At 59.1% G+C, this 12035-nt stretch carries 11 protein-coding genes and 1 other RNA gene; 7 read left to right on the forward strand and 5 right to left on the reverse strand.

Annotated elements, in window-relative coordinates; translation table 11 throughout:
* Positions 1–351: 351 nt before the first annotated feature.
* Positions 352–1515, forward strand: a complete 1164-nt coding sequence (locus RYC18_RS20395; protein WP_005731470.1) for a putative zinc-binding metallopeptidase — start codon at positions 352–354, stop codon at positions 1513–1515.
* 52 nt (positions 1516–1567) lie between these two features.
* Here the strand turns inward: RYC18_RS20395 and RYC18_RS20400 are convergent, their stop codons facing one another.
* On the reverse strand, positions 1568–2056 hold the full coding sequence (locus RYC18_RS20400; protein ID WP_005782942.1) for a GNAT family N-acetyltransferase: 489 nt from the start codon (positions 2054–2056) through the stop codon (positions 1568–1570).
* Positions 2057–2282: 226 nt separating this feature from the next.
* Between RYC18_RS20400 and ffs the strand changes: the two genes are divergently transcribed.
* Positions 2283–2379, forward strand: an RNA gene (gene ffs, locus RYC18_RS20405) — signal recognition particle sRNA small type.
* A 180-nt stretch (positions 2380–2559) separates the two neighbouring features.
* Here ffs and RYC18_RS20410 read toward each other — a convergent pair.
* A complete protein-coding gene (locus RYC18_RS20410) occupies positions 2560–3213 on the reverse strand; it encodes a DUF1826 domain-containing protein (RefSeq protein ID WP_005744329.1) in 654 nt (217 codons plus the stop codon).
* Positions 3214–3549: 336 nt separating this feature from the next.
* On the opposite strand from RYC18_RS20410, the gene RYC18_RS20415 reads away from it, so the two are divergent.
* Positions 3550–4674, forward strand: a complete 1125-nt coding sequence (locus tag RYC18_RS20415; RefSeq protein WP_005782945.1) for a mechanosensitive ion channel family protein — start codon at positions 3550–3552, stop codon at positions 4672–4674.
* A 17-nt stretch (positions 4675–4691) separates the two neighbouring features.
* Here RYC18_RS20415 and RYC18_RS20420 read toward each other — a convergent pair whose 3' ends face one another.
* Positions 4692–6377, reverse strand: coding sequence for an acid phosphatase (locus RYC18_RS20420; protein ID WP_005782947.1), 1686 nt, complete (start codon positions 6375–6377; stop codon positions 4692–4694).
* 93 nt (positions 6378–6470) lie between these two features.
* The gene (locus tag RYC18_RS20425) at positions 6471–7256 is read right to left on the reverse strand and encodes an ABC transporter substrate-binding protein (protein WP_316886667.1); all 786 of its coding nucleotides are present in this window, start codon (positions 7254–7256) and stop codon (positions 6471–6473) included.
* A gap of 109 nt (positions 7257–7365) precedes the next feature.
* Between RYC18_RS20425 and dnaX the strand changes: the two genes are divergently transcribed.
* The 4 genes from dnaX to pdxB all read left to right on the forward strand — a co-directional run bounded on the left by dnaX (position 7366) and on the right by pdxB (position 11628).
* Positions 7366–9597, forward strand: a complete 2232-nt coding sequence (gene dnaX / locus RYC18_RS20430; RefSeq protein ID WP_316886668.1) for a DNA polymerase III subunit gamma/tau — start codon at positions 7366–7368, stop codon at positions 9595–9597.
* A gap of 61 nt (positions 9598–9658) precedes the next feature.
* Complete coding sequence (locus tag RYC18_RS20435) at positions 9659–9985, forward strand: YbaB/EbfC family nucleoid-associated protein (RefSeq protein ID WP_002552818.1); 327 nt, start codon at positions 9659–9661, stop codon at positions 9983–9985.
* 156 nt (positions 9986–10141) lie between these two features.
* Entirely contained in the window at positions 10142–10396 is a 255-nt protein-coding gene (tusA, locus tag RYC18_RS20440; RefSeq protein ID WP_002552819.1) for a sulfurtransferase TusA, read from the forward strand.
* 89 nt (positions 10397–10485) lie between these two features.
* Positions 10486–11628 carry a 4-phosphoerythronate dehydrogenase PdxB gene (pdxB, locus tag RYC18_RS20445; RefSeq protein WP_005744333.1) on the forward strand — a complete coding sequence of 381 codons (1143 nt, stop codon included), beginning with the start codon at positions 10486–10488 and terminating at the stop codon, positions 11626–11628.
* Between the two features lie 72 nt (positions 11629–11700).
* On the opposite strand, the gene RYC18_RS20450 is transcribed toward pdxB, so the two are convergent.
* Entirely contained in the window at positions 11701–11871 is a 171-nt protein-coding gene (locus RYC18_RS20450; protein ID WP_002552821.1) for a PA1571 family protein, read from the reverse strand.
* Positions 11872–12035 lie beyond the last annotated feature (164 nt).

Here is a 12035-nt window from a genome sequence, read left to right on the forward strand (position 1 = left end):
CACGCACTGCATTCCCACGCTGGAGCGTGCGGAACGATAATCCCAACTACCGTGCAGATGCTCTGCTTAGGCATGTCTTGATCATCGTGAGACGCTCCGCGTCGCATGCCATTCTGGACGCTCTGCGTCCAGTCTTGAGTGTGATGGTGCGGCGTAGATCTGTGACGCAGAGCGTCACGCACGGCATTCCCACGCTGGAGCGTGCGGAACGATAATCCCAACTACCGTGCGACGCACCGTTTTCGCCCACGCAAACGCCGTCGACGCTATCCGTCCCCACCGTTCGATAATATTTTGAACCCCTGAAGCTTAGGCATGATCTAGTCCATGCAAGGCCAACGGGAGATCGCCATGTATCGCTTTTTCGAGCAATTGAGTTCACGCATTACCGCCCCATTTGTCGGCGAATCCAAACGTAACAGCAAGGTCTGGCAGTGCACATGCGGCCAGTCGGTGTTTTTCCCCAATTCCCAATGCCTGGCCTGTTCGGCTGCGCTGGGTTACCTGCCCGAGCAGGGCCGCGTGGCTACGCTTGAAGCGGGGCCTGAGCCTACCTGGCGCCTGAGCGACGAGCCGGGTGCTGGTCTGTATCGACGTTGCGCCAACCTCGATACCCCGGCAGCCTGTAACTGGCTGTTTCCGGAGCACAACGCCGGTGAGTTTTGCGTTGCGTGCAGCCTCAATCGCACCATTCCCGACCTGTCCATCGCCGAAAACGGTGAGCGCTGGCGCAAGGTCGAGACCGCCAAGCGTCGTCTGGTTGCGCAGCTGATTTCCCTGGGGCTGCAGGTCATCCCCAAGAGCGTCGATGAAGAAGCCGGCCTGGCCTTTGACTTTGTCGGTGTCGATCTGGAAGGCAAGCTGCCGACCACTGGCCACGCCAATGGCCTGATCACCCTGAACATCGAGGAGGCCGACGACGCTCACCGCGAAGCGATGCGCGTGCAGATGCACGAACCCTACCGCACCTTGCTCGGCCATTTCCGCCATGAAGTTGGCCATTATTACTGGGATCGACTGATCGCCAATACCCACTGGCAGGACGGTTGCCGCAATCTGTTCGGCGACGAGCGCGCCAGCTACGCCGATGCGCTTGATCACCACTATAAAAACGGCGCGCCCGACAACTGGCAGGAAAGCTTTGTCAGTGCTTACGCCACCATGCACCCGTGGGAAGACTGGGCCGAAACCTGGGCTCACTATCTGCACATGATGGACGCGGTTGACACTGCCTTGGGTTTTGGCATGAGCGCCCGCGACATGGAGCTGGACTACCAGCCATTCCCGCTGGAAGTGCTCTACGATCCACAGCACCCAGGCGGCCCGGCGTTCCTGTCGTTCGTCAACGCCTGGATCGAACTGGCCAGCATGCTCAACGAGCTGTCACGCAGTATGGGTCAGCCGGACTTCTATCCGTTCGTGCTGCCTCCTGCGGTAATCGCCAAGCTGCATTTTATCCACTTGGTGATTCAGGATGCGGGTGGCAAGGCCGACGAGGTGTTGCAGGCTCAGTAACCCAGACAGCGCCTGACATCGCTGGATGTCAGGCGCGTGCTCAAACTTCGTATCAAAGTGTCAGCACCAGCCTGCGCTCAAAACCGATCCTTCCGCGGTAAGCCTCTCCTGTGTCCACCCAGCCCTGACCTGAATAAAGCCCGATAGCAGCGCTATTATCTGCATCTACCGAGAGCATCAAATGCGTGATGTCTGGCCACTTCAGGCGTAGCGCCGCAGGCAACGCCTGCAAGCACGCTTTGCCTAGCCCCTTGCCCTGTTCGCGATGATCTATTTGCAACGCATGCAGCGTCGCAGCCAGCTCCTCCTGAGCCCAGTGCGGCAGACAGTCGCCACGCTTGAGCAGGAAAAAACCAACCGGCTTGTCGTCGCCCAGCAGCACAAAGCCGCAAACATTCGGGCTGGGGTTGACCAGCAGAGTATTGAGCGCGGTGTAAATATCACCGGAGAACTGTGTCTGCTCCTGCGTCACCTCAAGGTGTCCGAGCTGTTGACGTTGAGAGGCGTTGAGGTCGTGGTAGTCGACCAATCGAGTCTGCATGAGCAACCTGCTGGCTGATTATTGTTGAGGCGGGCAGGGTACAGGATCGAATAAGGGTGTTTCGAGGATTTGTGACATCAACGACCGATGCAGCTTTGCGTTTCAGCCCCTGCACACAAGTGCTTGAGCCCCCTCGAAATTTTTATCCGAACCAACGGTTGTAAACTCACGCCAGACCGGTACAATGGCGCGGCTCGCCAACTGGTGAGTGTCGTTATGGTGACCCCATCGGTCCCCCCGCAACGATTACCCGTGAACCTGGTCAGATCCGGAAGGAAGCAGCCACAGCGGGAACATTGTGTGCCGGGGTGTGGCTGGTGGGGGCACCACCTATCTCAAGGTCCTTTTCTGAAAGGGGCTTACCCGTAAAAATGAAAGCCTATTCCTGTTTCGACTGCGCCATGCGCTGGCGAGAACTTCGTGCGTCTGTAAAAACAGTTTGCCCGGCACGGAGATAACCGCCGGATGTCTCCAATCCGGCGGTTAATCCTGCGTGGCCTGCCTTACTGCCATCGTGCCAGGAAGATGGAGCGACCACTCTGATGGGGCGAGCGGTGTACCAGTTTGGGAATGCTGTCTTCGCAAATACCTTTGCCCGCAAAGAAATAGAAGCGGTCTTGCTTGGCTTCTTTGGTTCTCTGCTCAACAGCCCTGGCATCCAGAGGCGTCATTTTCCCAAAATGCCCCGCTTCAAATATTCCTTCTGATTCTGCGCGCTTCACGTATTCGGTGCCGCGACCCTCGATGGTGGCGATGCAGATGACCTTTTTCGGCCCTTTATCCTGATGCCATTGGTCTGCGCCCTGATTTTTGGCCCTTCGCAGTTGGAACTCATGAGGCCTCAATTGTTGTTGCTTCCCGGTAAGAGTGGTTGCAATGTCCTTCGCTACGGCTGTTGTTGATCGTTCGTAGTCGGTTGCTTTCAAATCAATAACCTTTCCAACGGTCTCCTGTCTCCAGGCGGGGTTACTGAGACTGCTTTGCTCATGCAAAAAACGTCTTGTAGGTTCTGCTATGGGAACGGTGAAATACCCTTTCTCCATGAGTTTTGCCGTCTTTTCCTGAATCTGTTCCGGCTTCAGCTTCAACTCATCAAAAGGCTGGGGCTGGGTGTAGTAAGCCGATGTGCCAACTCCGCCGCGAATGCCGTAGGTCACGGATATTTTCCTCTGGTTGAATGTGGTGTTAACCACGAATTGGCCTTTTGGGCCGCTTGAACGCTTGGTGCTTGGTAGCCCGTCGCTCGGGGCCGTGAGTGGCAACTCATTGAGGAGAGGTTCCATGCTGTCCGATCAGTTTCGACGAACAGTGAAAACTCGGTGTGCGTTCAGGTGATCGATCAATAGCCAATTCAACTGAACCCTCACTCCTACACACCCCCTAACCCCTTACGCGTCGCTTGAAACCGTTTTACGGCAAGGGGCAATTCAGGTCGCTGCGGGTGTCACGGGCTTTTCGGTCAGGCGTCTCGTAGCAGTGGAGCCGGGGGCCGGATGGAACGAGACATCATCAGATTTTTCACAGACTCGCAATTTTTGGGCATTTCGCTCGCCAACTGGATACTCGCTGTGTTCGCCTCGACCATGAGTTTTATTCTGGTCAGGGGGGTTATCGGTTTTGTGCTCCGAAAGATGCGCTCGCGGCCTGATTCGCCCAGCACGCATATGCGCTACATCGTGGTGCAGGTGCTGTCGGGCACCAGCAATACACTGTTACTGCTGGCTTCGATTCTGATCGGGGTGGGCATGCTCGATCTGCCGGAGCGCTGGCTTGGGCGGGTCAGCAGTCTGTGGTTCGTGGTTGCTGCATTGCAGGTCGGGTTGTGGGCGAACCGGGCAATTGCGCTCGCGCTGCAGCGCTACTTTGTACGTCACAACGCTGGCGGCACCTATCAGGGCAGTGCGCTGGCAACGTTGAGCCTGTGGGGCGCGAAAGTGTTGCTGTGGGCCACGGTGGTCATGGCGATGTTGTCGAACGTCGGGGTCAACATCACCGCGTTTGTCGCCAGCCTCGGGGTGGGCGGTATTGCGGTTGCGCTGGCGGTGCAGAACATTCTGGGTGATGTGTTTGCCTCACTTTCCATCGCAGTGGACAAGCCTTTCGAAGTCGGCGATTTCATTGTGGTTGGCGCGCTGTCCGGTACGGTCGAACATGTCGGTCTGAAGACCACGCGCATCCGTAGCCTGGGCGGCGAGCAGATCGTGATGGCCAACGCCGACATGATCAACAACACCATTCAGAACTACAAACGCTTGCAGGAGCGGCGGATTGTCTTCGAATTCAGGCTGACCTATGACTGTTCCGTCGATCAGATACGGGAAGTGCCAAAGAAAGTAGAAGCGATCATCAACGCGCAGAAACTCGCCCGTTTCGACCGCTCGCATTTCCGTGGTTTTGGCGAAACGTCACTGGAGTTCGAGACCGTCTTTATCGTTCTCGACCCCAGCTACAACGTTTATATGGATGTGCAGCAGGCGATCAATCTGGACATCATGGAAGCCTTCGCCGAACTGGATGTGCGTTTCGCGTTCCCGTCCCGCACGGTGTATGTGGCGTCCCTGCCACCGGTCAAGACGTCGCGTCCGACTGCACTGGAGGCAGCCGACGCGAGTATCTGAGCGCTACAGCGACGGAATCAGGCAGGAAAGTGCAATGCGTTGGTCAGGTCGCCCATGGGAGCCTGGCCGCGCGCGATCATGGCGTCGTCGCGGCGCTTAAGCCCGTCGAGCTTTTCCAGGCCGTGAACACGGGTAATCAGGCGCAGAATCGAGGCCGTGTCGTAGACCGTGTGGTCCACCTTGCCTTTGCGGGCGAAGGGTGAAATGACCAGCGCCGGAATACGCGTGCCGGGGCCGAAGCGGTCGCCTTTGGGCGGCGCGACGTGGTCCCACCAGCCGCCGTTCTCGTCCACAGTCACGACGATCACCATGTTGTCCCATTGCGCGCTCTTGCGCAGCACCTTGATCACCCGGTCTATGTGCCGGTCACCCGCAGCCACGTCGGCATAACCGGCGTGCATGTTCAGGTTGCCCTGGGGCTTGTAGAAGGTCACCGCGGGCAACTTGCCGGCTTCGGCATCGGCGAGGAAGCGGTTGGTGCTCGACTCGTCACCCAGGCCGCCGTCACGCAAACGTTTTTTGCGTTCTTCAGGGTTTTGCGGACCCTGTTGCTTGAAGTAGTTGAACGGCTGGTGATGGTATTGAAAGTTAGGGATTTTCGGGATTCCCGTGGAGTCCTTGAACTCGTCCAGCGTCACTTGCCAGGCCCCAGCGTACCAGGCCCAGTCGACATTTCTTTTCGACAGTTTGTCGCCGATGTGTTCGTGGCTTTGCGGAACCAGCACGTTGGGCAGATCCGGTTTCGAGTAATCAGGGTTCTGCGGGTCGCGCAGCCAGGTTGGCCAGTAGGGCGGGGCCATGGTGTTGACGGCGTAGTTGTCCGGGGTAATGGCGCTGGGGCCAAACTGCGGTGGCCCCTCCATTGCGCTGGCAGGCGACTTGTCCAGTGGCTTGAGGCGCGGGTCTTGCGGGTTGAAGCTCTGCAGGGTTGCGATCTGGGATTTGGCCGGAGACTCGGCAGCGTTGGGGTAAATCGGCGCGGTGGCTGAAATCAGGTACTGGTGGTTGAGGAACGAGCCGCCGAATGCACCCTGAAAGAAGTTGTCGCACAGCACGAATTCCGAAGCAACGTCCCACAGGCGCAGCGAGTACTGAGTCTGTGCGTAGTTGCCCATGGTCAGCCCGCCAGCGTCGGCCCAGGCGACGAATCGATCATTGCGGCCGTCGTTGATCTGCATCTGATTCTGATAGAAAACGTGCCACAGGTCGCGAGTGACCAGACTCAGCGGCAGGTCTTCGCCGTTCGGCCCCTTGAGCGGGAAGGGAGCGTTGGGCAGGTCTTTCTGAAACTGCTCGCCTGCCGGGTAGGTCACGCCGTCAACGGTTTGCGGCCCGACCTGCAACACACCACCCCAGGCGGGCGGCAGTTTGGACAATAGCGTGCCGTCGCGGTCGCGCTGTTCATAGTCGGAAGGTCTGAGCGAGGAGAGTGGCTTCTGGACCCCGGGGAAATCGCCGAACAGGTTATTGAAGCTGCGGTTCTCGGCGTAGATCACCACAATGGTCTTCACGTTTTCGCGCAAGGCCCGGTCCAGCGCCGGCCCGGCAAGATGATGATGCTTGTCGTTGTCGGCGGGCGGTTTCTCGTGGGCCGAAACGTAACTGCTCAGCGTGACGCCTGCGCCCAAGGCAGCCATCCCGCCCAGAAAACGACGGCGGCTGGGGTTGTTGTTGGTGTCTTCGTCGTCTGGTCTGTCGCTCATCGCCAAATACTCGCGCTGGTTAATGTATTACCAAAGATTTCAGGCGAGCGTAACGACGGAATATGACGCTATTGCTACACCGCAGATGAAGGGTTACGGGGGCGTGGGCGCGGTGTAGTGATCGATGATTTGCTGAATCTCGCCCGACAGGCGCATTTGCACCAGTGTGCGCAGGATTTTACCTGTCGGCAGCTCGGGGGTGTTGCGTATCAGGCAGGCCGCAGGCTGCTCTGCAACCAGCGATATGGGCTTCAGCCTTCTGCCGACAGGCAGGTTTCGATTGGTCCATTCAAGGATCAACTGGTTGGACACGGCGTAGTTGTAGCGTCCAGCCATCAGCTTGCCGAGCGTCTGGTTCTGTGTGCGCGCGTCTTCACGTATCAGTTGATGATTATCGAAAAGATGCTGCAGGGCAGGGTAGTTGTAGCCAAGTACCGTGCCGACGGTTTCATTGTCGAACTGCTCCGGGTAAGGACCCGCAGCTGTTTCGGCTGAAGCGACCAGCCAGTCGCGTTGGTAGAGAATCGGCAGGCTCCAGAGGTAATCCCCGGACAGATCGGGATACCACGCCTGTGAGCTGTAGCAATGCATGTCTACTTCGCCACGCTCAAGCGCCGACTGGATGCGCAGGCGCGGCATCACGTGGTACCTGGCTTCAAGGCCGACATGGTGCGCAACGCTTTGCATGATGTCGAACAGAATGCCGGATTCGGGCCGAAAGTCGGTGATATGCATCATCGGCATGGTCCACCCTTCGTTGACCGCGAAGTCCAGAGTGCCTTTGGCCGCGCTCACCGTCTGCATCGACAGCAACAGCATGCACGCCACGGCTGCACGAGGCAGCCGTGGCTCTGCAAAAGTCCGTTTAAAGCGCGTCATTGGATTCATTTGCTCAGCTTAGCCACAATAGAGGCGGACACCAGATGCAATTTTGCCCCTGCTCGGCTAGCATTGGCGGTCTTCCGCTTACCAGTTGCGACGGTTTTAAATGAGTTATCAGGTTCTTGCACGTAAATGGCGTCCGCGCTCGTTCCGCGAAATGGTCGGCCAGGCTCATGTGTTGAAGGCCCTGATCAACGCGCTGGACAGCCAGCGCCTGCACCATGCCTATTTGTTCACCGGCACGCGAGGCGTCGGCAAGACCACTATCGCGCGGATCATCGCCAAGTGCCTGAACTGCGAAACCGGCATCACCTCTACGCCCTGTGGCACCTGCTCGGTGTGCAAGGAGATCGACGAGGGCCGTTTCGTCGATCTGATCGAGATCGACGCCGCCAGCCGCACCAAGGTCGAAGACACGCGCGAACTGCTGGATAACGTGCAGTACGCGCCAAGTCGCGGTCGCTTCAAGGTCTACCTGATCGACGAAGTGCACATGCTCTCCAGTCACTCGTTCAACGCCTTGCTCAAGACGCTTGAAGAGCCGCCGCCCTACGTCAAGTTCATCCTCGCTACCACCGATCCGCAGAAGCTGCCTGCGACCATTCTGTCGCGCTGCCTGCAGTTCTCGCTGAAAAACATGACGCCAGAACGTGTGGTCGAGCACCTGACCCACGTGCTGGGCGTCGAGAATGTGCCGTTCGAAGACGATGCGCTGTGGCTGCTCGGGCGCGCTGCCGACGGTTCGATGCGTGACGCGATGAGCCTGACCGATCAGGCCATTGCCTTTGGTGAAGGCAAGGTCATGGCTGCCGATGTGCGCGCCATGCTCGGCACACTGGATCATGGTCAGGTGTTCGATGTGCTGACTGCGTTGCTGGAAGGCGACGCGCGCGGTGTGCTGGAGGCGGTACGCCACCTGGCCGAGCAGGGGCCTGACTGGAATGGTGTGCTCTCGGAAATTCTCAATGTTCTGCACCGCGTGGCGATTGCCCAGGCGTTGCCCGAAGGCGTCGACAACGGGCACGGCGACCGCGACCGGGTGTTGGCGCTGGCCCAGGCATTGCCTGCCGAAGACGTGCAGTTCTATTACCAGATGGGTCTGATTGGTCGTCGTGACTTGCCGCTGGCCCCGGATCCGCGTGGCGGTTTCGAGATGGTCCTGCTGCGCATGCTGGCATTCCGCCCGGCCGATAACGACGATGCGCCGAGGCAACCGCTAAAGCCGGTGGGGATCAGCCAGGCCACGGTTGATTCCCGAAAAGCAGTGGCCGATGCGACACCTGTTGCATCGGTAGCTCCCGCAGTTTCAACAGCACCGGTGATGGCTGCGCCCGATCCGGCCTTCGAAGCGCTGCCGCCAGCCGCCGCCCCGATGCCGACCGCTGCTGCACGAGCTGAGCCCGCAGCACAGCCAGAATCACAGCCGCAAGCACAGCCCGAGCCGGTCGAAGAAGTCGATCTGCCGTGGAATGAGCCAAAGGCACCGGTTGCCGAAAAAAACGCTGAATCCGCACCTGACACTGGCACTGTTGCAGAACCGGTAGCCGAGCCGGTTCTGGAGACTGTCTCCGAACAGCCAGACCTCACCCCAATGCCGACGCCTGCGCCCGCCAGCCCAGTGCCAGATGCGCCGGAGGCGGAACCTGCGCAGCCGGTTGCCGAGCAGCAGGTTACACCGGCGATGCTTGAAGCCATCCCTGATTCCGCCTATCTGTCCATGAATCCGGATTCGATGTCTTCGAATTCCGGCCCAATGGGGCGCGATGACGAGCCGCCAGCGGATGACGAGCCGCCAGCGGATGACGATTACGTCGAGCCGGATATCGATATAGACCCGGCGTCCTACAGCTATCTGGATGAACTGGCCCACGAGAGCGTCGTCGAGCTTGAAGCGGTCGAGCCCGAGCCCGCTCCGGCCGCCAAACCAGCCACCGGCCTTGCTGCCGACTGGCTGGAGGTATTCCCCAAACTGCCGATCTCCGGCATGACCGGCAGCATTGCCGCCAACTGCACCTTGATGGCGGTCGATGGCGATAAATGGCTGCTGCACCTGGATCCGGCGCACAGCGCCCTGTTCAACTCAACCCAGCAGCGCCGCCTGAACGATGCGTTGAACCAGTATCATGGTCGCACGATCAATCTGAGTATCGAGCTGATCAAGCCCGAGCAGGAAACGCCTGCCCAGGCTGCTTCGCGACTGCGTGCCGAGCGTCAGCGTCAGGCCGAAGCCTCGATCCAGGCCGACCCGTATATCCAGCAGATGTTGCAGCAGTTTGGCGCTGTTATCCGGGAAGATACTATCCAGCCCGTAGACGCGCCTGCGGTGCAGCCTCAATAACTGAACACAGGGCGCCATTGGCGCCGCGCAAACAAACCATCCATTTTCGAGGAGATATCCCATGATGAAAGGTGGCATGGCTGGCCTGATGAAGCAGGCGCAGCAAATGCAGGAAAAAATGGCCAAGATGCAGGAAGAACTGGCCAACGCGGAAGTCACCGGTCAATCGGGCGCAGGCCTGGTGAGCGTCGTGATGACCGGTCGTCACGACGTCAAGCGCATCAATCTGGATGACAGCCTGATGCAGGAAGACAAGGAAGTGCTGGAAGACCTAATCGCCGCCGCCGTCAACGACGCTGTGCGCAAGATCGAGCAGGCCAGCCAGGACAAGACCGCTTCCATGACCGCAGGCATGCAGTTGCCACCGGGCATGAAACTGCCGTTCTGACGGTCGTCTGGGTCACGATCAATGCCAGGCCATGTGCCTGGCATTTTTCTGTCTGCTGTCTTGCTGCGCGCCGCCGTTCGGCATCAGTACAACCATCAGTATTTGGCCTGACCGACTGAATTGAGCGACAATCGTCACCCGCCTCTGGAGTGCCCCATGTCTGAGCCCATTGAAAACCTCACCGTCGACGCCGTGCTGGACGCTGTCGGCCTGTTCTGTCCGGAACCGGTGATGATGCTGCATCAAAAGGTGCGTGACTTGCCTGCGGGCGGCCTGCTCAAGGTGATCGCGACCGATCCGTCCACGCGCCGCGATATTCCGAAGTTCTGTGTATTTCTTGGGCATGAGCTGGTTGCGGAGCAGGCTGAAGAAGGCACGTTCCTGTACTGGATACGCAAAAAGCCTGATTGATTGTTACATCGCTGCAACCCGCGCCGGTTCACGACGCACCTGTTCCCGCTGGGGACCGGTCCCTGTTCGCCAGACCCAGAGAGTCTTCCATGCGCATTGTTGCTGACGAAAATATTCCCCTGCTCGACGCTTTTTTCGCTCATTTCGGTGAGATTCATCGCTTGCCGGGACGCGCCATAGATCGCGCTGCGGTGGCGAACGCCGACATCCTGCTGGTGCGCTCCGTGACACCCGTAACCCGTGAGCTGCTCGAAGGCAGCCCGGTGCGGTTTGTCGGCACCTGCACCATCGGCACCGATCATCTGGATCTGGACGGGTTTCAGCAAGCCGGTATCCAGTGGGCCAGCGCACCGGGCTGCAATGCGCGCGGCGTGGTGGATTACGTGCTCGGCAGCCTGCTGACCCTGGCTGAAATCGAAGGCGTCGACCTCGCGCAACGTACTTACGGTGTGGTCGGTGCAGGGCAGGTGGGTGGTCGTCTGGTCGATGTCTTGAAGGCGCTTGGCTGGAACGTACTGGTCTGCGATCCGCCACGCGAGTCTGCCGAAGGTGGTGACTTCGTCAGCCTTGACGAGATATTGCAGCGCTGTGACGTCATCAGCCTGCACACGCCGTTGAGCAAGACCGGGGCGTTGGCAACCTGGCACCTGCTCGACGAAACCCGTTTGCGCCAACTCAGGCAGGGCGCTTGGCTGATCAATGCCAGCCGTGGTGCCGTGGTGGACAACACTGCGCTGCACGACGTGCTGCTTGAGCGCGAAGACCTGCAAGCCGTGCTGGATGTGTGGGAAGGTGAGCCGCAGGTCAACGTGGCGCTGGCCGACCTGTGCGTTCTGGGTACGCCGCACATCGCCGGTTACAGCCTCGATGGCAGGCAACGTGGCACTGCGCAGATCTATCAAGCGCTGTGTGCCTTCCTGGGGCAGCCTGCGGTGATAAAACTGGACGATCTGCTGCCCAAGCCGTGGCTGGCGCAGGTCAGCCTTGATGCTGCAAGCGATCCGGTCTGGGCACTGAACATGCTGTGCCGTGGTGTGTACGACCCGCGGCGTGACGATGCAGATTTTCGGCGCAGCCTCACCGGCGACACTGCCAGTCAGCGCCTAGCCTTCGATGCCCTGCGCAAGCATTACCCGCCACGTCGGGAAATCGAAGGTCTGAAGGTCCGTTTGGAAGGTGAGTCCGGGGGGCTGGCGCAACTCGTGCAGGCGCTGGGGGCCGTACTGGTCTGATCGTCCGGTAAACGCGGGACATAAAAAACCCGACTCAGGGTCGGGTTTCAAGACATTTGGTCAGGTTCGGTTTTATTTTTCCGGGGTTACCCAGTTCTTGTCGCATTCCTGGCAGGCGGCCTGAACCATTGCTTCAGTGATCAGGACTTCTTGCCCATGCTCGTCGAGAATTGCACCGCCAACCGGCAGATTGGGCGTGGCTCGAACGACTGGAACTTCGTTGCTGCGCTCTTGCAGGCTCATGGTGTTTCTCCTTTCATCAGGTAACGGCGTTAAATTAACCGCGCTTGATGACCGGTCCGTGACAGGTTCTGTCAGCCGCTCAAACGCGTTCCCAGTGCAACAGAAATGATGCAAATCTGCCAGCAGGCGCTTAGATCGATGTCTTATAGCGCCTCTGTAAAGCA

It is taken from the genome of Pseudomonas syringae group sp. 247E2, assembly GCF_032587795.1.
Lineage (GTDB): Bacteria > Pseudomonadota > Gammaproteobacteria > Pseudomonadales > Pseudomonadaceae > Aquipseudomonas > Aquipseudomonas amygdali.

What these genes read in the sequence shown, in the direction of transcription:
- RYC18_RS20420 (WP_005782947.1), bottom strand. Translation starts at nt 6,377, where the DNA reads ATGAGCGACAGACCAGACGACGAAGACACCAACAACAACCCCAGCCGC.
- RYC18_RS20425 (WP_316886667.1), bottom strand. Translation starts at nt 7,256, where the DNA reads ATGACGCGCTTTAAACGGACTTTTGCAGAGCCACGGCTGCCTCGTGCA.
- RYC18_RS20415 (WP_005782945.1), top strand. Translation starts at nt 3,550, where the DNA reads ATGGAACGAGACATCATCAGATTTTTCACAGACTCGCAATTTTTGGGC.
- RYC18_RS20450 (WP_002552821.1), bottom strand. Translation starts at nt 11,871, where the DNA reads ATGAGCCTGCAAGAGCGCAGCAACGAAGTTCCAGTCGTTCGAGCCACG.
- RYC18_RS20395 (WP_005731470.1), top strand. Translation starts at nt 352, where the DNA reads ATGTATCGCTTTTTCGAGCAATTGAGTTCACGCATTACCGCCCCATTT.
- RYC18_RS20400 (WP_005782942.1), bottom strand. Translation starts at nt 2,056, where the DNA reads ATGCAGACTCGATTGGTCGACTACCACGACCTCAACGCCTCTCAACGT.
- pdxB (WP_005744333.1), top strand. Translation starts at nt 10,486, where the DNA reads ATGCGCATTGTTGCTGACGAAAATATTCCCCTGCTCGACGCTTTTTTC.
- tusA (WP_002552819.1), top strand. Translation starts at nt 10,142, where the DNA reads ATGTCTGAGCCCATTGAAAACCTCACCGTCGACGCCGTGCTGGACGCT.
- dnaX (WP_316886668.1), top strand. Translation starts at nt 7,366, where the DNA reads ATGAGTTATCAGGTTCTTGCACGTAAATGGCGTCCGCGCTCGTTCCGC.
- RYC18_RS20435 (WP_002552818.1), top strand. Translation starts at nt 9,659, where the DNA reads ATGATGAAAGGTGGCATGGCTGGCCTGATGAAGCAGGCGCAGCAAATG.